15 protein-coding genes and 1 tRNA gene are annotated in these 18,608 nt (G+C 70.2%); 7 read left to right on the top strand and 9 right to left on the bottom strand.

Annotation, left to right across the window (positions count from 1 at the left end; all coding sequences use genetic code 11):
- Positions 1 to 413: 413 nt before the first annotated feature.
- Entirely contained in the window at positions 414 to 1,250 is an 837-nt protein-coding gene (locus ACWGI2_RS26135) for a patatin-like phospholipase family protein (RefSeq protein WP_453697950.1), read from the bottom strand.
- 124 nt (positions 1,251 to 1,374) lie between these two features.
- Here ACWGI2_RS26135 and ACWGI2_RS26130 point away from each other — a divergent pair, with 124 nt between their 5' ends.
- Positions 1,375 to 2,040: a TetR/AcrR family transcriptional regulator gene (locus ACWGI2_RS26130; protein ID WP_453697949.1), complete on the top strand. Its 666-nt coding sequence runs from the start codon at positions 1,375 to 1,377 to the stop codon at positions 2,038 to 2,040.
- An 11-nt stretch (positions 2,041 to 2,051) separates the two neighbouring features.
- Here ACWGI2_RS26130 and ACWGI2_RS26125 read toward each other — a convergent pair whose 3' ends face one another.
- Both ACWGI2_RS26125 and ACWGI2_RS26120 read right to left on the bottom strand, forming a co-directional pair.
- Positions 2,052 to 2,294 carry a hypothetical protein gene (locus ACWGI2_RS26125; RefSeq protein ID WP_453396907.1) on the bottom strand — a complete coding sequence of 81 codons (243 nt, stop codon included), beginning with the start codon at positions 2,292 to 2,294 and terminating at the stop codon, positions 2,052 to 2,054.
- Positions 2,295 to 2,424: 130 nt separating this feature from the next.
- A tRNA-Gly gene (locus tag ACWGI2_RS26120) sits at positions 2,425 to 2,498 on the bottom strand.
- 503 nt (positions 2,499 to 3,001) lie between these two features.
- On the opposite strand from ACWGI2_RS26120, the gene dcd reads away from it, so the two are divergent.
- Positions 3,002 to 3,577: a dCTP deaminase gene (dcd, locus tag ACWGI2_RS26115; protein WP_160506211.1), complete on the top strand. Its 576-nt coding sequence runs from the start codon at positions 3,002 to 3,004 to the stop codon at positions 3,575 to 3,577.
- An 8-nt stretch (positions 3,578 to 3,585) separates the two neighbouring features.
- Complete coding sequence (locus ACWGI2_RS26110; protein WP_453697947.1) at positions 3,586 to 4,083, top strand: phosphoribosyltransferase; 498 nt, start codon at positions 3,586 to 3,588, stop codon at positions 4,081 to 4,083.
- An 83-nt stretch (positions 4,084 to 4,166) separates the two neighbouring features.
- Here ACWGI2_RS26110 and ACWGI2_RS26105 read toward each other — a convergent pair whose 3' ends face one another.
- The 6 genes from ACWGI2_RS26105 to ACWGI2_RS26080 form a co-directional block, all read right to left on the bottom strand.
- A complete protein-coding gene (locus ACWGI2_RS26105) occupies positions 4,167 to 5,126 on the bottom strand; it encodes a Yip1 family protein (protein WP_453396909.1) in 960 nt (319 codons plus the stop codon).
- A 144-nt stretch (positions 5,127 to 5,270) separates the two neighbouring features.
- Positions 5,271 to 6,758: an FG-GAP-like repeat-containing protein gene (locus ACWGI2_RS26100; RefSeq protein WP_453697945.1), complete on the bottom strand. Its 1,488-nt coding sequence runs from the start codon at positions 6,756 to 6,758 to the stop codon at positions 5,271 to 5,273.
- Between the two features lie 183 nt (positions 6,759 to 6,941).
- A complete protein-coding gene (locus tag ACWGI2_RS26095) occupies positions 6,942 to 8,414 on the bottom strand; it encodes an FG-GAP repeat protein (RefSeq protein ID WP_453697944.1) in 1,473 nt (490 codons plus the stop codon).
- Positions 8,415 to 8,544: 130 nt separating this feature from the next.
- Entirely contained in the window at positions 8,545 to 9,969 is a 1,425-nt protein-coding gene (locus ACWGI2_RS26090; RefSeq protein ID WP_453697943.1) for an FG-GAP repeat protein, read from the bottom strand.
- Positions 9,970 to 10,093: 124 nt separating this feature from the next.
- Complete coding sequence (locus ACWGI2_RS26085) at positions 10,094 to 11,449, bottom strand: FG-GAP repeat domain-containing protein (RefSeq protein ID WP_453697941.1); 1,356 nt, start codon at positions 11,447 to 11,449, stop codon at positions 10,094 to 10,096.
- A gap of 149 nt (positions 11,450 to 11,598) precedes the next feature.
- Positions 11,599 to 13,881: a (Fe-S)-binding protein gene (locus ACWGI2_RS26080; RefSeq protein ID WP_453697939.1), complete on the bottom strand. Its 2,283-nt coding sequence runs from the start codon at positions 13,879 to 13,881 to the stop codon at positions 11,599 to 11,601.
- Between the two features lie 345 nt (positions 13,882 to 14,226).
- On the opposite strand from ACWGI2_RS26080, the gene dnaK reads away from it, so the two are divergent.
- The 4 genes from dnaK to ACWGI2_RS26060 are packed head-to-tail and all read left to right on the top strand — an operon-like array spanning position 14,227 to position 18,533.
- Positions 14,227 to 16,095 (top strand): molecular chaperone DnaK, encoded by a 1,869-nt coding sequence (dnaK, locus tag ACWGI2_RS26075; RefSeq protein WP_453697937.1) that lies wholly within the window; start codon positions 14,227 to 14,229, stop codon positions 16,093 to 16,095.
- Entirely contained in the window at positions 16,092 to 16,820 is a 729-nt protein-coding gene (grpE, locus tag ACWGI2_RS26070) for a nucleotide exchange factor GrpE (protein WP_453396916.1), read from the top strand. Before dnaK ends, grpE begins: the two co-directional genes overlap by 4 nt.
- A 41-nt stretch (positions 16,821 to 16,861) precedes the next feature.
- Entirely contained in the window at positions 16,862 to 18,067 is a 1,206-nt protein-coding gene (dnaJ, locus tag ACWGI2_RS26065) for a molecular chaperone DnaJ (protein ID WP_453396917.1), read from the top strand.
- A gap of 1 nt (position 18,068) precedes the next feature.
- Positions 18,069 to 18,533 carry a heat shock protein transcriptional repressor HspR gene (locus ACWGI2_RS26060; protein ID WP_363210447.1) on the top strand — a complete coding sequence of 155 codons (465 nt, stop codon included), beginning with the start codon at positions 18,069 to 18,071 and terminating at the stop codon, positions 18,531 to 18,533.
- Positions 18,534 to 18,608: the final 75 nt, after the last annotated feature.

Genomic DNA, 18,608 nt, shown 5'->3' with positions numbered 1-18,608 from the left:
CTGGCTTGGGCTGTGGGCCGGGGTCCATGGGACAGGGCCCGTGGGCCTGGGTCCGTTGGAGTGTGACCGTTGGTTCGCGGCCGTGTGGCTCGTGACCGCTGGCTAGGGGCCATCGGGCCGTGATCTGTGGTTTGTGGCTCGATGGCGTGTGGCTGCGGGTTTGTGATCGCTGGCTGGTGATCTGTGGTTCGTGAACTGTGGTTCGTGGCTACCGGTGCGTGACTGCGGGTTTGTGATCGCTGGCTCGTGATTTGCGGTGCGTGGCTGCCGGTTCGTGGCCACCGGTGCGGGGCTGCCAGTTCGTGACCGCTGGATGGTGATCTGTGGTTCGTGGCGGTCGGTTCGGGGCCGTCGGCGCGGGGCGGTCGGCTCGGGGCAGCCGGTTCGTGCTCTTCGTGTCGGGGGCCGCGAGGTCAGAGGGCGGTCAGTGTGGGCGCGAGTGTTGTGGCCTGGTGGTGGCCCGCTCGGGCGGCGGCGTGGCGTCGGGTGTCGGCGGTCATGTCGCGGCCCATGGCGCGGCGGGCCGCCGGGTCCGGGGTGAGGAGCGTGATGTCGGTGCCCTCCGCGGCGAGTTCGGCCGCCTGCTCCCGCGCCCCGGGGTGCGGTCCGACGGCGGTGGGGATCGGGGAGACGGCAAGGACGCGCCGGTAGCCGCGGGCCAAGTGGATGTTGGTGGTGGAGCGGCTGCCGCCGTCGATCCAGCGGCGGCCCGCGACCGTCACCGGCGGCCACACCAGGGGCACCGCACAGCTGGCGGCGACGGCCTCGGCGAGGGGGACCCCGGAGCCTGCGTCGAACGTCTCCACGGCTCCGGTCACGGCGTCGACCGAGGTGATCCGCAGCGGCTGCTCGGGCCAGGCCCCCGCCCCGCGGAGCAGGCCTCCCACGGTGTCGAACACCTCGGCCTCGGGCCCGGTGCGCGCGGCGAGGGCGGCGCGGCCCAGGCGCCGCACGGAGCGCTCGGGGTCACGGGAGCCGAGCGCTGCCCACAGGAAGCGGAGCGTCTGCGGCACGGAGACCGCCAGGTCCACCCGGTCCGCCCCGGCGAGCTGGCGCTCGTACAGCTCCCTCGCCGGTTCGCCGCTCGCGAGCCGGGAGCCGAAGATCGCGCCCGCCGAGGTGCCGATGACGACGTCGGCCCGGCCGAGGTCGATGCCGGCGTCCGCGAGTCCGGCCAGGACTCCGGTCATCCACGCGCCGCCGACCGGCCCTCCGCCGCCGAGCACCAGCGCCGTCCCGTTCCCGCCCATGCCATGCCCTCCCCAGCTAAATGGGGAGTGCTCCCCACTTCTGAGTCCGACGTTAACATCCCTACCGGGGAGTGGTCCCCACTTGGCAGGAAGGTCGACAGGAAGGTCGGCAGGGACAGTGGCGATGACCGGCGATTCACCCCGCGCGACGCCCCCACGTCGCCGCGACGCGCGACGCAACTGGGACCTCTTGGTGGACGCCGCCCGCGAGGTGTTCGCGGAGCAGGGCCTTGAGGCGCCGCTGGACGTGATCGCCCGCCGGGCAGGCGTGGGGAACGCGACGCTCTACCGGAACTTCCCCACCCGCGCCGCCCTCGTCGACGCCGTCTTCCACGACCTCCTGACGGGCACGATGGCCGCGGGCGATCAGGCCCGGACGGCCCCGGACGCCTGGGCGGCGCTGAACGAGTACCTCCGGGCCGTCTTCGTCACGCTGGCCGCCGACCGAGGCACCAACGACCTCATGACCACCCGCCTGGAGGGCGTGGACGCGCTGCGGGCCGTGCACGCCCACAACCGCGAGACGGTGGACATCCTGCTGAGCCGGGGCCGAGCCCAGGGCACGGTCCGCGCCGACGCGACCACCGAGGACGTCCTGTTCGCACTGGCCGCCCTGGGCCGCGCCATCCCGGCCCTGACCACGGCGACCACCCCCGACGCCTGGCGCCGCCCCCTGGTCCTGCTCCTGGACGGCCTGCGCGCCGCACCGGCCACGACGCCGCTCCCCGATACCGCCCTCACCGCCGACCAACTCGCCGAAGTCCTTGGGGAGTTGGGCCGAAAGCGCTAGGCGCGGGCGCGTCAGTGCTGGGCGCGGGGCCGTCGTGGTGGTCTGCCGGCGAGCCAGTACATGGCGTATGTCACGGCTATGAGGAAGTCCGTCGCCAGCCAGACCGAGACGATCACGCCGACCCCGATCGTGGTGCCGATGGTCTCGCCGCTGACGGCGCCTGCCACGACCCAGGCGAGAAAGACGGCCTGGATCGCCAGAAAGACCCCGAAGAAGACGCGATGACCCTTCCCCGGGGAGTGGATCTCGCTCATGGCCCCGTCCTTCCAAGAGGCACTACCTCCCATTGTGCTCTTGTGATCGAGTCATGAGCAGGCATGAGCAGGCGTGATCGGGGCCCGGAGCAGCAAAAAGGCCCAGGTCGCTCGACCTGGGCCTCAACTGTGGAGCGGGTGACGAGAATCGAACTCGCACTCTCAGCTTGGGAAGCTGATGTTCTACCACTAAACTACACCCGCGAAAGACACCGTCTGTGGCGGTGTCGTAACGTCGCACACTCTACCTCATCCCAGGCCCCGGGCGCTTTTGCCGTGGGGCCTGCGTGCTGTCCGGGGCGTGGATGGCGCTTCGGGACGCGGGAGTTGGGGCGTACGGTGAGAGACCGGAGTGCCGCCTGGAGGGGCGCCCCTTTCGTCCCGTAATGTGGCCTTTCGTCGTCAGCTCGCGTACGAGCAGGTGCGGGACGCTGCGAGCTCAACTACGGCAATGGGGAAGGGACTCGAGGACTTGATGGAGCGCACCGTCGTCCGATGTGCCGAAGGGCACGTGTTCAGCACTGCTTCGTTCCCGATGCAGAAGGCCGACCGGCTCGGACCCGGCCGTCTCATCCGCTGTCCACGATGCGCCCGGTTGCGGCATGCCGTGCCGGTCGTGTCGCAGAAGAGGTAGGCGGAGAAGAGAACGACAGCGCGTGGGGCCGTCCGATTGGGGCGGGCCCGCGCGCTCTGCGTATCCTCGGTGCGTGCTTCTCTCAGACAAGGACATCCGGGCCGAGATCGACGCCGGACGAGTACGGATCGATCCGTACGACGAATCCATGGTGCAGCCCTCAAGCATCGACGTGCGGCTCGACCGGTACTTCCGGGTGTTCGAGAATCACCGCTACCCACACATCGACCCCTCCGTCGAGCAGGCCGACCTGACGCGGCTCGTCGAGCCCGAGGGCGACGAGCCGTTCATCCTGCACCCCGGCGAGTTCGTGCTCGCCTCGACGTACGAGATCATCAGCCTGCCCGACGACCTCGCGAGCAGGCTGGAGGGGAAGTCCAGCCTGGGGCGGCTCGGGCTCGTGACACATTCCACGGCCGGGTTCATCGACCCCGGCTTCTCCGGGCACGTGACGCTGGAGCTCTCCAACCTCGCGACGCTGCCCATCAAGCTCTGGCCCGGCATGAAGATCGGCCAGCTGTGCATGTTCCGGCTGACCTCGCCCGCCGAGTCGCCCTACGGGTCGGAGCGGTACGGGTCGCGTTACCAAGGGCAGCGCGGGCCGACCGCCTCCCGTTCCTTCCTCAATTTCCATCGGACCCAGGTGTGACATCCAGCATGAGTGACGTGCGCGAGAACCTTACGTACGAGAAGTTCGGCGACGCGGTGCGTGAGCTCGCGCAGACGATCGCCGACGACGGGTACGAGCCCGACATCATCATCTCCATCGCCCGCGGTGGCGTCTTCGTCGCGGGCGGGCTCGCGTACGCGCTCGACTGCAAGAACATCCACCTGGTCAACGTGGAGTTCTACACGGGGGTCGGGACGACCCTGGAAATGCCCGTCATGCTGGCGCCCGTGCCCAACGCCATAGACTTCACCGACAAGAAGGTGCTCATCGCCGACGATGTCGCCGACACCGGGAAGACGCTGAAGCTCGTGCACGACTTCTGCCTCGATCACGTGGCCGAGGTGCGCAGCGCGGTGATCTACGAGAAGTCGCAGTCGCTCGTGAAGTGCGAGTACGTCTGGAAGCGCACCGACGACTGGATCAACTTCCCCTGGAGCGTCGAGGCGCCCGTCGTGCGGCGTGCCGGGCAGGTTCTGGACGCCTGAGGTGTGACGACGAATGGAGAAGGGCCCCGGCGGAGCATCCGCCGGGGCCCTTCTCCGTCTCAAGTACCAGTACGTCTCAAGTGCTAGAACGTGCCCAGCTTGATGATCGCCAGCAGCGCGAGCAGCTGGATCGACGCCGCGCCCAGCGCCTTCGGCCACGGCAGGTCGTGCGACTTGCTCACCATCGCCGTGAGCAGCGCGCCCGCGGCGATCCAGGTCACCCAGCCGAGCAGCTGGACGAAGGGCTGGCCGCCGCCGAGGAACATCGCGACGACCACGCGGGGTGCGTCCGTGATGGACATGATCAGCATGGAGAGGCCGACCGTCGGCTGCCAGGCGCCGTCGCCGCCGAGCTGGCGGGCCAGGGTGTGCGTGACCACGCCCAGGATGAAGGCACTGATCGTGATCGCGACGGCCGTCGTCAGGACGTACGGGACGGCCGTGGAGAGCGTGGCGCTGATGGCGTCCTCGCGGGCGCCGTCGAAGCCGAAGATCGCGAGGAGGCCGTAGAGGAACGTCACGATGACGGCCGGGGCCCACATCGCGTAGTCCCGCATCTGGAGGAACGTCGGTCCCGGGCGCAGCACGATGCCGCGCAGGAGGTCCTTCCAGTGCAGGCGGGGCCCCACCGGGGCGGGGGCCTGGCCCGCGCGGTAGGTGTCGCCCTGGTTGTACGGGTCCTCGCCTATGGAGAAGGCCTGGGTGTGACCGGGGTTGTTGGCGGCGTACGGATCGAAGCCGCCCTGGCCGCCCTGCCCCGGGTCTCCCTGACCGCCGAAGTACTCCGGCTCGCCGTGGTTGCCGCCCGCCTGCGGCCATTGCTGCCCGCCGTACCCGCCCTGGCGGCCCTGACGGCCCTGGCCGCCCTGGCCGTACGGGGGCTGCTGCCCGCCGTACTGCTGCGAGGGCGGCTGAGGGTAGCCGTACGGAGGCTGCTGGCCCTGGGGGGCCTGCTGCCCGTACGGCTCCTGCCGCGGTCGTTGTTGGGGTCGCGCTTGCGGGGTGCGGTTGTCCCGGCCGCGTCCGATCCTGAATCCAGCCACGAATCGAACGTACCTGGTCTGAAGGGTCCGGGTCGTCCCTCCTCGGGAGGAGAGAGGCTTTGCCGCTGACCTGTGACAACCCTTAGGGGGACCCTGAGGGGTTTTCCTCAGGGTCCCGGTGCCGCCACGGTCCTGGGGGACCGGCTACTTCCCGAGCACCGCCCCGTACGCCAGCGGGTCCAAAGAGGCGGGCAGGCCCAGGGAGTTCGGGGTGACGACCGAGCCGCCGGCCTTGGCGCCGGGCAGGTCCCAGACGCCGCCCGCGGCGGAGTTCTCACCGGGCGCGGCGACCGACAGATCCGGGACGCCGTCGCCGTTGTGGTCGCCGAAGGCGAGGGCCCCGCCGAAGAGGTCGCCCGCCTGGGCGACGCCCAGGATGCCGGGGGAATTCTGCTGGTAGGCGACCGTCCCCGCGTTCGCCGCGCCCGCCGGGTCGAGCAGGCCCATCTCGCCGCCCTTCAGGACGGTGACGCTGCCCGCCTTCGCCGCGCTGCCGATGGCTTCGCCCGGGGCGCCCGCGATCAGGTCGTCGTGACCGTCGGCGTCGATGTCCGCCACGGCGAGCGCGTCACCGAAGCCGTCACCGAAGCCGTCACCGGTCTCGGCGACGCCGGGCATGCCCGCGGTGTCCTGGTTGAACGTCTGCTGCTCCCAGCCGAAGCTGCCGTTGGCGCCGCCGAAGCGGATGTGGATGCCGCCGCCCTTGGTGAGCTCCTCGGGGCCGCAGGGGTCGTCGATGTTCTCGTCGGCGTTCTCGCGGCAGTTGCCGAGGGCGAGGTCGTCGTAGCCGTCGCCGTTGAAGTCGCCGGACGCGAGGGCGTTCGCGGCGCCGTTGGAGTTGTTCCAGAAGTTGAGCATGGAGCCTTCGTCCTTGTTCCAGCCGTAGAGGCGGACGTGGGACTGGGTGTAGGGCTGGTTCTTCGTGTAGTAGCCGAGGGCGAGGTCGGGGCGTCCGTCGGTGTCGAAGTCGCCGGTCGTCATGACGGGGGCGCGTCCGCCCATGCGGTCGGCCATGATCGGCTGGGTCCGGGCGGCGAGCGGGTTGAAGTTGGCGACGACCTGGTCCTTGCCGCCGATGGCGAGGTCGACGTCCGTGTCACCGGTGAAGTCGGCGGCGACCAGGGAATTCCCGTACACGTCACCGGACTTCGCGCCCCGGGCGGCGGTGTTGGCCAGGGCGAAGCCGTCGCCGGTGCCGTAGAGGACGGTGACGGAGCCGGCGTCGGTCGCGGCGTCGATGTCCTCGCCGGGAGCGCCGATGACGAGGTCGGCGTACTTGTCGTCGTCCACGTGCGCGGCGACGACGGAACCGCCGAACCGGTCACCGCTCTCCGGGGTGCCGGGCACCTCGACGGTGGCCTGGGTGATCCGCCGCACGCTGTGCGGCCCCGGCCCGTACTCCCCGCCGAACACGACGCTCACGTACCCGGCCTTGGCCTTGCCGTCGACGGTGCCACTGGGCACGCCGACGAAGAGGTCCTCGTACCCGTCCCCGTCGAAGTCGGCGGAGAGCGGGGCGGGGCCGGGCGCGGCGGTGGCGGTGGCCGCGAGGGGGAGGGTGAGGCCGGTGGCGGTCAGGGCGGTGGTGGCGGCCAGGGCGAGGATGCGGGCGCGCGGGGACACAGTGGGCACGGAGCGCTCCAACTTGTATGGATACAGGGTGAGTTGATGGGCGATCAGGTGAGGCGCGCCGGCTGCGCCGCTGCCTTGCTTCACCTGTGTGACACGCGGAGTTGGCCCAGGGTTGCCCTCCGGGCGGAGCCGGGCCCGCACGGAGGGGTGCGGGCCCGGGGATCAGCGGGGACGAGCGGGGGCTCAGTCGGCGAAGTTGAAGCCGAGGCTCGGTGTGCCCGTGGCCGAGATGCCGACCGTGGACGTGTAGACGCCGGAGCTGCCCGAGAGGGTGCCGTCGGGTCCTGAACCCAGGATGTACACCGCGCCGTTGGAGCCGTTCTCGCCGGACGCGCCTACGGAGACATCTCCCCGGCCGTCCGCGTTCAGGTCGTCGACGTGGACGTCCGAGCCGAAGTAGTCGTTCTCCTCATTGGAGTTGGGGACGCCCGGGGTGTCCTGGCTGTAGAGGACCGAGCCCGCCGTGGAGAGGCCGGAGCCGTCCGCCGCACCGTAGATGACGGTGACCGAGCCCGCGTCGGCGACGCCGTTCAGGTCCTCGCCGGGGGAGCTCGCGACCAGGTCGAGGTGGCCGTCTCCGTTGATGTCGCCGAGGTCGAGCTCCTGGCCGAACGAGTCGCCCTTCTCGCTGCCGCCCGGGACACCCGATGTGTCCTGGGTGATGGCCTGGCTGTCGCCGTACGGGCCGTTCGCGTTGCCCTTCACGACGTACACCGTGCCGCCCTTGTGGGCGCCGTCGATGCCCTCGTCCCAGGTGAGGCCGATGATGATGTCGCCGTAGCCGTCGCTGTCCGTGTCGCCCACGTCGGTGATGTGGCCGGCGGGCAGCCGCTGCACGCCGTTCGTGGTGACGCCGTTCGCGCTGCCCGGCAGCCAGAGGTTGGCGTTGTAGCCGTCGGCGGTGGAGAAGCCGTTGACGATCAGGTCGTCCTCGCCGTCGCCGTTGACGTCCCCGGAGTGCAGGGTGAAGGGGCCCGCGCCTTCGCCGCTGTGGATGGGCGGGAGCACGGTGTAGCGGCCGCCGGTGGCGCCGGAGCGGGAGATCCCGCCGTCGAAGATGTCGATGGTGGCCGCGCCCGACGTGGAGCCGACCGCGAGGTCGTCCTTGCCGTCGCCGTCGAAGTCGCCCGCCTGGATCGGGCCTCCGAACCCGTCGTGCTTGGTGGGGCGCGGGTCCTTGATCGTGGAGCCGCCGGACAAGCCGCCGGGGGAGCCCCACAGGACCTGGACGGTGCCGCCGTCGGCGTCCGAGCCGACGTCCTCGCCGACCGCGCCGACGGCGAGGTCGTCGTAACCGTCGCGGTCGAAGTCGCCGAACGCGGTGTCGGCGCCGAAGATGTCGCTCTTCTCGGCGGCGCCGGGCACGCCCGCGCTGTCCTGGCTGTACGTCACGTGGCGCTGCTCGGTGCCGCCGTACGTGACGACGACCTGGCCCGCCTTGTCCTTGCCGCCCACGCCGGCGAGCGGGGCGGACGTGGCGAGGTCGGCCACGCCGTCGCCGTTGAAGTCGGCGTCGTCCGGCTGGGTGGCCGCGGGGGCCGCCGTCGCGGAGGTCGCCGAGAGGGTGAGGAGTCCGCCTGTGAGGGCCGCGGCGGCGGCTGTCGCCGCGGCCAGGCGGCCGGGTCTGTGCGAGGTGGGGCGCTTGTGCTTGGGCACGGGGGCTCCTTGGTGGTTGTCGCCTCAGGGGGGGGTGGACTGACCCCGGCCGGGCGGAGAGCCTCGGCCCGGCCGGGAAAACTCGGATCGCTCGGCGGAACAGCCGGTCCGGGAGAACTCGGCTCGCTCGCTACCGGCTCAGCACGGCCCCGTACCCACTGGCGCCGGAGAGCCCCAGCTTTCCGGGAGTCACCGACGTCACCGCCGGGCTCGGGCCGTCCGGGGGCGTTTCCGCGTACCAGACACCGCCCGACTTCGCGTCCTCGCCGGGCGTGCCCACGGCGAAGTCCGGGAGCCTGTCGCCGTTGTAGTCGCCCGCGGTGACCGCCGCGCCGAGGCGGTCGCCCGCCTCCGCCGTGCCCGCGACTCCCGCGGTGTTCTGGCTGAAGGCGGGGCCCGCGAGGTCCGTGCCCGTGCCGGTCGAGGTGAGGAACCAGTACGTGCCCGCGTTCTCGGCGGTGCCGACCGACTCCGTCTCGGACCCGGCGATCAGCTCGTCGCGGCCGTCCTGGTCGGTGTCGGTGGACGCGAGGCGCCGCCCGAAGTCGTCCCCGGCCTCCGGGCTGCCGCCGACCTGCGGACCGCTCTGCGTCGTGCAGGAGGCGGGCCCGCCCAGCGTGGTGCCCTTCTTGCCGTACACGGTGAGGATCGCGCCGCCGAGACGGTCCTCGCAGGCCGTGGCCTCCGCCTCGGGGTTGGGCTGGACGTTGCCGATCGCCAGATCCGCCGTGTCGTCCCCGTCGAAGTCACCGGTGGCGAGCCCGGTGTCGGTGCTGTCACCCGTGGCCCACGTCGTCCTCCACTCGCCCGTGCCCGCGTCGCGGCTCTTCACCGTCGTACCGCTGACCTCCATGCCGTCGTAACTGAAGGCGAGGTCGTCCGCGCCGTCCCCGTCGAAGTCACCGGCGACCAGCGCGCGAGGTCCCGCGAAGTGCCAGCCCTCGACGCGGGACAGGTCGGCGGGAGAGCCCGCGGTGAAGGGGCCGGGACGCACCGAGACCGAACTGGTCTCGTCGAAGTGGGTGTTGAGGGCGATGTCCTCGTCGCCGTCCTCGTCGAAGTCCCCGCTCGCGAGCAGCTGGCCGTAACTGCCGTCGCTGACACCGCCGTTGGCCGCGGTGAAGCCGCCCTTGAAGCCACCGGGCGCACCCCACACGACGGCGACGGTGCCCGCGGAGAGGCCCGCGTCGTTGTCCTCGTCGGGCGCGCCGACGATCAGGTCGCTGTAGCCGTCGCCGTTCATGTCGTTCGAGTCGACGGCCGTGCCGAACGCGTCGCCCGCCTCTGCGGTGCCTGGCACGCCCGCCGTGGACTGGCTGACGGTGGTCGAGCCGTGCTTGCCGAGGCCGGACGCGCCGCCCCACACCACGTTGACGTAACCGGCCTTGGCCTTGCCGTCGACCGTCGCGCCCGGCACGCCGACCGCGAGGTCCGCGTAACCGTCGTTGTTGTAGTCGGCCGTTGGAACGGCGGGCTCGGCGGCGGACGCGCCGCCCGCGGTCAGGCTCGCGACGCCGAGCACGGTCGCGGCGATGGCCAGATTACGTACGCGCACACGGGACTCCCGGGAGTGGGGAAATACTTCCGGGGGTGTGACTTGCGGGGCGTACGAATGGTTGTGCGACGGGGGCGATGAGGTGACGTTCAGGTGAACCAGGGGCGGCCCGTGGGCGGAACCCCTACGCCCCGTCCCCCAGGGCGAGGAACTCCCGCGTGGAGAACGTCAGTTGAGGCTTACGCGCGACAAGGTCCGCCTCTGCCCCGCGATAGACCCCCACGGTGTCCTCGCCGTCTCCCTGATACGTCCGCAGGATGAGATCGGCCCGCTTGTCCCCGTCGAAGTCCGCGACAGCGACCACCTGCGTGGTGCCCTTCGCGGAGGGGACGACGGTGGCCGTGGCGTTCGCGCCGAGCCCCGCAGCCCGCCCCCGGAAGACCCGCACCTCCCCAGCGCCGCCGCCACTCCCGCCGCCCCCGCTCAGGACGAGCTCGCTCAGGCCGTCCCCGTCGAAGTCACCCGCGTTCACGGCCGCGTTCTTCGCCTCCAGCGTGGAGCGCAGGGTGCCGGGCACGTCGTAGCGCAGGGCGACTCCGTTCGGGCCCGCGATGGCCGCGTCGGTCGCCGCCCTGCCCTTGCCGAAGCGCCCGAACGCGGTGTCCGTGCCCGCGGGGAAGAGCACCCCGGTCTCGGCGGGGCCCTTCGGGCCGCCCAGGACGAGGGCGCCGGCGGCGGCACCGGACGCGTTCGCGGCCTTGCGGACGAGGAGGTCGTCGTAGCCGTCGCGGTCGACGTCCGTGGCCTTGCCGGTGACGAGGTCGTTGCCGGGCGCCGGCAGCGGCTTGCCCGCGGCGCGCGGGGCGCCGGTCCGCTTGAAGGGGCCGCGCAGGAAGGTGAGCCGGGCGCCGCTCGCGTGCAGGACGAGGTCGCTCGCGCCGTCGCCGTCGAAGTCCCCGCACACCGGCTGGTCGGACCAGTCGTTGCCGATGCGGGACTGCTTGGGCACCTGCACCTTCACGGCCTTGCCCGTCAGGCCCCGGGCCGAGCCGAAGAGGATCTGAAGCGGCACGGGCGGCTGGCCGACGCCGTCGTAGGGCGGGTCGGTGGAGACCAGCAGATCGGTGAACCCGTCCTTGTCGAGGTCGCAGGAGGCCTCCGACTCGAAGGCCGCGGGCAACTCACCCTTCGTACGCGCCCCGTTGGCCTGCGCACTCAGCAACTGCCGCGCCCCGGGCCGCAGTCCGTTCTTCGACCCGTAGACGACACCGATGCCCGCGTCGTCGCCGTGGCCGCTGTGCACGAGGTCGTCGAGTACGAGGTCGGGGGCGCTGTCACCGTTGAAGTCGTCCTCGACCTTGCTGCCCTTGCCGCGGGGGACGGGCTCCTGGGGAGTGCCCTTGCCCGTCATGCTGACGGGCCGGTGCCGTGCGTCGGGCTTGGCCGCCTCGTCGTTGCCGCCGCCGCATCCGGCGAGCAGCAGCGCGCAGCTGACGGCGAGAGCCGTACCCACGACACCGCCACGTCTGACGCCACGCATGTCACGTATCCCGGCACTCCGCATGCCCATCACCCGCCCCGACCGCCCCACCCGACAACAACCAGCACATGATGCCCCCCTCCCGCTCCACACGAAAGGCCGGTCCCGCCCCGGAGGGCGGAACCGGCCTGAAGGCGGTGCGGGAGTGGCTACTTCACCGGCTCGGGCTCCGGCTCGTCCGCGGTCTCTGACTCACCGGCGGGGTCCACCGGGGTCTTCACGGAGTCGAGAAGGAGCTGCGCGACGTCCACGACCTGGAGGGACTCCTGGGCCTTGCCGTCGTTCTTCTTGCCGTTGACGGAGTCGGTGAGCATCACCAGGCAGAACGGGCAGGCGGTCGACACGATGTCGGGGTTGAGGCTGAGCGCCTCGTCGACCCGCTCCGTGTTGATGCGCTTGCCGATCCGCTCCTCCATCCACATCCGCGCGCCACCGGCGCCGCAGCAGAAGCCGCGCTCCTTGTGGCGGTGCATCTCCTGCTGGCGGAGGCCGGGGACGGCGGACATGATCTCGCGCGGGGGCGTGTAGATCTTGTTGTGCCGGCCCAGGTAGCACGGGTCGTGGTAGGTGATGAGGCCCTCGACGGGCGTCACCGGGATCAGCTTGCCCTCGTCGATGAGGTGCTGGAGCAGCTGCGTGTGGTGGATGACCTCGTAGTCGCCGCCGAGCTGCGGGTACTCGTTGCCGAGGGTGTTGAGGCAGTGCGGGCAGGTCGCGACGATCTTCTTCGCGGTCTTCGGCTTGGCCGACTCGGGCGTGACCTTGCCGTCGTCGTCGAGCTCCTCGCCGAACGCCATGTTCAGCGCCATCACGTTCTCCTGGCCGAGCTGCTGGAACAGCGGCTCGTTGCCCAGGCGGCGGGCGGAGTCACCGGTGCACTTCTCGTCGCCGCCCATGATCGCGAACTTGACGCCCGCCATGTGGAGCAGCTCCGCGAAGGCCTTGGTGGTCTTCTTCGCGCGGTCTTCCAACGCGCCCGCGCAGCCGACCCAGTAGAGGTACTCGACCTCGGTGAGGTCCTCGATGTCCTTGCCGACGACCGGCACCTCGAAGTCGAGCTCCTTGAGCCACTCGAGGCGCTGCTTCTTGGCGAGACCCCAGGGGTTGCCCTTCTTCTCCAGGTTCTTGAGCATCGTCCCGGCCTCGGAGGGGAACGCGCTCTCGATCATCACCTGGTAGCGGCGCATGTCGACGATGTGGTCGATGTGCTCGATGTCCACCGGGCACTGCTCGACGCAGGCGCCGCAGCTGGTGCAGGACCACAGGACGTCGGGGTCGATGACGCCGTTCTCCTCGGCGGTGCCGATGAGGGGCCGCTCGGCCTCCGCGATCGCCGCCGCCGGTACGTCCTTCAGCTGCTCCTCGGTGGCCTTCTCGTTGCCCTCCATGTCCTTGCCGCCGCCCGCGAGGAGGTACGGGGCCTTGGCGTGCGCGTGGTCGCGCAGCGACATGATCAGGAGCTTCGGGGAGAGCGGCTTGCCGGTGTTCCAGGCGGGGCACTGCGACTGGCAGCGGCCGCACTCGGTGCACGTACTGAAGTCGAGGAGGCCCTTCCAGGAGAACTGCTCGACCTGGCTGACACCGAAGACGGCGTCCTCGGCCGGGTCCTCCCAGTCGATCGGCTTGCCGCCGGACGTCATGGGCTGGAGCTCGCCGAGCGTCGTGGAGCCGTCCGCGTCGCGCTTGAACCAGATGTTCGGGAAGGCGAGGAAGCGGTGCCAGGCGACGCCCATGTTCGTGTTGAGCGCGACGGTGATCATCCAGATGAAGGACGTCGCGATCTTCACCATGGCGAAGAAGTACGTGAGGTTCTGCAGCGTGGAGAGGTCCATGCCGCCGAACCACGAGACGAACGGGTACGAGATGAAGAACGACGCCTCGTAGCTGTCCACGTGGTGCTGGGCACCCTCAAGGGCGTGCAGCGTGAAGATGCAGACGCCGACGATGAGGATGACGGCCTCGACGAAGTACGCCTGGCCCTTCTTGGAGCCCGCGAACCGGGACTTGCGGCCCGGCTTGTCGGGGTTGCTCAGCTGCCGGATGACGATCAGCGTCAGGATGCCGAGCACCGTCATCGTGCCGATGAACTCGACGAAGATGTTGTACGGCGCCCACTCGCCGATGATCGGCAGCATCCAGTCGGCCTTGAAGAGCTGGCCGAAGGCGTTGACGATGGTCAGGAGCAGCGAGAAGAAGCCCACCGCCACGAACCAGTGCGCGACGCCGACGACGCCCCAGCGGTTCATACGGGTGTGGCCGAGGAACTCCTTGGCCACGGTGACGGTGCGCTGCACGGGCTGATCGGTGCGGGTGCCTGCCGGGACGGACTGGCCGAGCCGCATGAACTGGTAGATCTGCACGATGGCACGGCCGAACAGCGCGACGCCGACCGCGATTAGGACCAGCGACACGATGATCGCGGCGAGTTGCATTTGGGGGCTCCTCGGGCCTGCGAGGCGAACTATTACTAAGCGGTAACTTATGCAGTCCGTCTGAGACTACCCACTTACTCAGCCGCACTGTAGCCAGCGAGGCGGTGATCTGCGTCGCTCAGGCAACCCTTGCCGAGTCGCGGCTGCCGGGGGCGCCCCGAAGGGGCGCGGGGAACTGCGCGACCAGCCACGGCGGACCCGCAGACGGCTACCCGGCGGGGCCCGGGTTGCGCGTAAGCGCGGGATAAGAGTTGAGCCCCCAAGACTCAGCTCTGTTGACGCCGGCGCAGCGGTCATGCATTGTTGAGTCAGATCCACTCAAGAGTTACATCTGGAGGAACCGAAATGGCACGTGCGGTCGGCATCGACCTGGGCACGACTAACTCTGTCGTCAGCGTTCTTGAAGGCGGCGAGCCCACCGTCATCACCAACGCCGAGGGCGCCAGGACCACGCCGTCCGTCGTCGCCTTCGCGAAGAACGGCGAGGTGCTTGTCGGCGAGGTCGCCAAGCGCCAGGCGGTCACGAACGTCGACAGGACCATCCGTTCGGTCAAGCGCCACATGGGCACTGACTGGAAGGTGGACATCGACGACAAGGGGTTCAACCCCCAGCAGATCTCGGCGTTCATCCTGCAGAAGCTGAAGCGCGACGCGGAGTCGTACCTGGGCGAGAAGGTGGCCGACGCGGTCATCACCGTCCCGGCGTACTTCAACGACTCGGAGCGCCAGGCCACCAAGGAGGCCGGCGAGATCGCGGGCCTGAACGTCCTGCGCATCGTCAACGAGCCGACGGCCGCCGCTCTGGCGTACGGCCTCGACAAGGACGACCAGACGATCCTCGTCTTCGACCTCGGTGGCGGCACCTTCGACGTGTCCCTCCTGGAGATCGGCGACGGCGTCGTCGAGGTGAAGGCCACGAACGGCGACAACCACCTCGGTGGTGACGACTGGGACCAGCGCGTCGTCGACTACCTGGTCAAGCAGTTCAACAACGGCCACGGCGTGGACCTCTCCAAGGACAAGATGGCGCTCCAGCGCCTGCGCGAGGCGGCCGAGAAGGCCAAGATCGAGCTGTCCTCCTCCACGGAGACCACGATCAACCTCCCGTACATCACGGCGTCCGCCGAGGGCCCGCTGCACCTGGACGAGAAGCTCACGCGCGCCCAGTTCCAGCAGCTCACGTCCGACCTTCTGGAGCGCTGCAAGACGCCGTTCCACAACGTCATCAAGGACGCGGGCATCCAGCTCTCCGAGATCGACCACGTCGTTCTCGTCGGTGGCTCGACCCGTATGCCCGCCGTCGCGGAGCTCGTCAAGGAGCTGACCGGCGGCCAGGACGCCAACAAGGGTGTGAACCCCGACGAGGTCGTCGCCATCGGCGCCGCCCTCCAGGCCGGTGTCCTCAAGGGCGAGGTCAAGGACGTCCTGCTCCTCGACGTCACCCCGCTGTCCCTCGGTATCGAGACCAAGGGAGGGATCATGACCAAGCTCATCGAGCGCAACACCACGATCCCGACCAAGCGCTCCGAGATCTTCACGACGGCCGAGGACAACCAGCCGTCCGTCCAGATCCAGGTCTACCAGGGCGAGCGCGAGATCGCGGCGTACAACAAGAAGCTCGGAATGTTCGAGCTCACGGGCCTGCCGCCGGCCCCGCGCGGTGTCCCGCAGATCGAGGTCGCCTTCGACATCGACGCCAACGGCATCATGCACGTGACGGCCAAGGACCTCGGCACCGGCAAGGAGCAGAAGATGACCGTCACCGGCGGCTCCTCGCTGCCGAAGGACGAGGTCGACCGCATGCGCCAGGAGGCCGAGCAGTACGCGGACGAGGACCACAAGCGCCGCGAGGCCGCCGAGTCCCGCAACCAGGGCGAGCAGCTCGTCTACCAGACGGAGAAGTTCCTCACCGACAACGCGGACAAGGTCCCCGGTGACGTGAAGACCGAGGTCGAGTCGGCCGTCGAAGAGCTGAAGGAGAAGCTCAAGGGCGACGACACGGCGGAGATCCGCACGGCCACCGAGAAGGTCGCGGCCGTCTCGCAGAAGCTCGGCCAGGCCATGTACGCGGACGCGCAGGCCGCCGGCGCCGAGGGCGCTGCCCCGGGTGCCGAGGGCGGCGAGGCTCCGAACATGTCCAAGGACGACGACGTGGTCGACGCCGAGATCGTCGACGACGAGAAGCCGAACGACACGAAGGGCGGCGCCGCATGACCGAGGAGACTCCGGGCTTCGGCGAGAACGCCGAGAAGCCCGACGTCCCCTCCGGCGCCACCCCTGATGACGCGGCGCCGCAGGCCGCCGAGCCCTCCACCGAGGAGGGCCCGGCGGCCCCGGCCGGGGACGCAAGCAATGCGAGTCAGCAGACTCAGTCGGCTCAGTCGGCTCAGGACGTGGGCCTGATCGCCCAGCTGGACCAGGTGCGTACGGCGCTCGGCGAGCGCACGGCGGACCTCCAGCGGCTCCAGGCCGAGTATCAGAACTACCGCCGCCGTGTGGAGCGGGACAAGGTCACGGTCAAGGAGATCGCCGCGGCGAACCTCCTGTCCGAGCTCCTCCCGACCCTCGACGACATCGGCCGCGCCCGTGAACACGGTGAGCTGGTCGGCGGCTTCAAGTCGGTCGCGGAGGCCCTTGAGACGGTCGTCGCCAAGATGGGCCTCCAGCAGTTCGGCAAGGAGGGCGAGCCCTTCGACCCGACGATCCACGAGGCACTGATGCACTCGTACGCGCCCGACGTCACCGAGACGACGTGCGTCGCGATCCTGCAGCCGGGGTACCGCATCGGCGAGCGCACCATCCGCCCCGCGCGGGTGGCCGTGGCCGAGCCGCAGCCGGGCGCGCAGACGGTCAAGGGCGAGGCCGAGACCGCCACGTCCACGGACTCCGCCGACGCGGCGGAGGACAAGGAGACCGGTGGCGGCCCGGACGAGGGCTGACATGACGGAGCTGTTGTGAAGCGAGAGGAGGGACGTCGGGGATGAGCACCAAGGACTTCATCGAGAAGGACTACTACAAGGTCCTCGGCGTCCCCAAGGACGCCACCGAAGCCGAGATCAAGAAGGCGTACCGGAAACTCGCACGCGAGAACCACCCGGACGCCAACAAGGGAAACGTCAAGGCGGAGGAGCGCTTCAAGGAGATCTCCGAGGCGAACGACATCCTCGGTGACCCCAAGAAGCGCAAGGAGTACGACGAAGCGCGTGCTCTCTTCGGCAACGGCGGCTTCAGAGCCGGTCCCGGAGGCGCGGGCGGCGGCGGTTCGTTCAACTTCGACCTGGGCGACCTCTTCGGAGGCGGCGCCCCGGGCGGTGGAGCGGGCGGCGCCGGCGGCGGCTTCGGGGGCGGTCTGGGTGACGTCTTCGGGGGCCTGTTCAACCGAGGCGGCACGGGTGCGGGCGGCGCGGGCACGCGTACGCAGCCCCGGCGCGGCCAGGACATCGAGTCCGAGGTCACGCTGAGCTTCACGGAGGCGGTGGACGGGGCGACGGTCCCGCTCCGGATGTCCTCCCAGGCTCCCTGCAAGGCCTGTTCCGGCACCGGCGACAAGAACGGCACACCGCGCGTGTGCCCGACCTGCGTCGGCACGGGCCAGGTCTCGCGGGGAGGAGGCGGCGGATTCTCGTTGACCGACCCCTGCGTGGACTGCAAGGGCCGCGGGCTCATCGCCCAGGACCCGTGCGAGGTCTGCAAGGGCTCGGGCAGGGCGAAGTCGTCGCGCACGATGCAGGTGCGGATCCCCGCGGGCGTATCGGACGGCCAGCGCATCCGCCTGCGAGGCAAGGGCGGCCCCGGTGAACGGGGCGGCCCGGCGGGCGACTTGTACGTGGTCGTGCACGTCGACACCCACCCGGTCTTCGGCCGCAAGGGCGACAACCTGACGGTGACGGTTCCGGTGACGTTCGCAGAGGCGGCACTGGGTGGCGAGGTGAAGGTCCCCACCCTGGGCGGCCCGCCGGTCACCCTGAAGCTGCCTCCGGGCACCCCCAACGGTCGTACGATGCGGGCGCGGGGCAAGGGCGCGGTCCGCAAGGACGGTTCGCGGGGCGACTTGCTGGTGACGGTGGAGGTATCGGTTCCGACCGAACTCTCCGACGCGGCGAAGGAAGCCCTGGAGACGTACCGCGAGGCGACTGCGGACGACGATCCGCGGGCAGAACTGTTCCAGGCCGCGAAGGGAGCATGAGATGGACGGCCGTCGTCGACAGTCCAATTTTGGGCGGGCGTACCAACTGACAGACGAGACGCCGGTCTACGTCATCTCAGTGGCCGCCCAGCTTTCGGGCCTCCACCCGCAGACCCTGCGCCAGTACGACCGCCTCGGCCTGGTCTCCCCGGACCGCACGGCGGGCCGTGGCCGGCGCTATTCGGCCCGCGACATCGAACTGCTGCGCACGGTGCAGCAGTTGTCGCAGGAAGAAGGCATCAACCTCGCAGGCATCAAGCGCATCATCGAGCTGGAGAACCAGGTCGCGGCGCTTCAGGCGAGGGTGGTCGAGCTGTCCAGCGCCGTGGAGGGCGCGGCCGCAGCGATGCAGCAGCGCGAGGCGGCGGTCCACGCGTCGTACCGCCGGGACCTGGTCCCGTACCAGGATGTGCAGCAGGCGAGCGCGCTGGTGGTGTGGCGTCCGAAGCGGACGACGGAGCAGTAGCGCAGTAGCGCTCACTAATATGTGGGCGTAGGGGCCGGGAGGCAGGACCTCCCGGCCCCTTTTCGTTTCTGCTGG

Source organism: Streptomyces sp. NPDC054866, assembly GCF_053610745.1.
The sequence above is the reverse complement of the archived record's forward strand: the minus strand, read 5'-3'. Positions and strand labels throughout refer to the sequence as shown.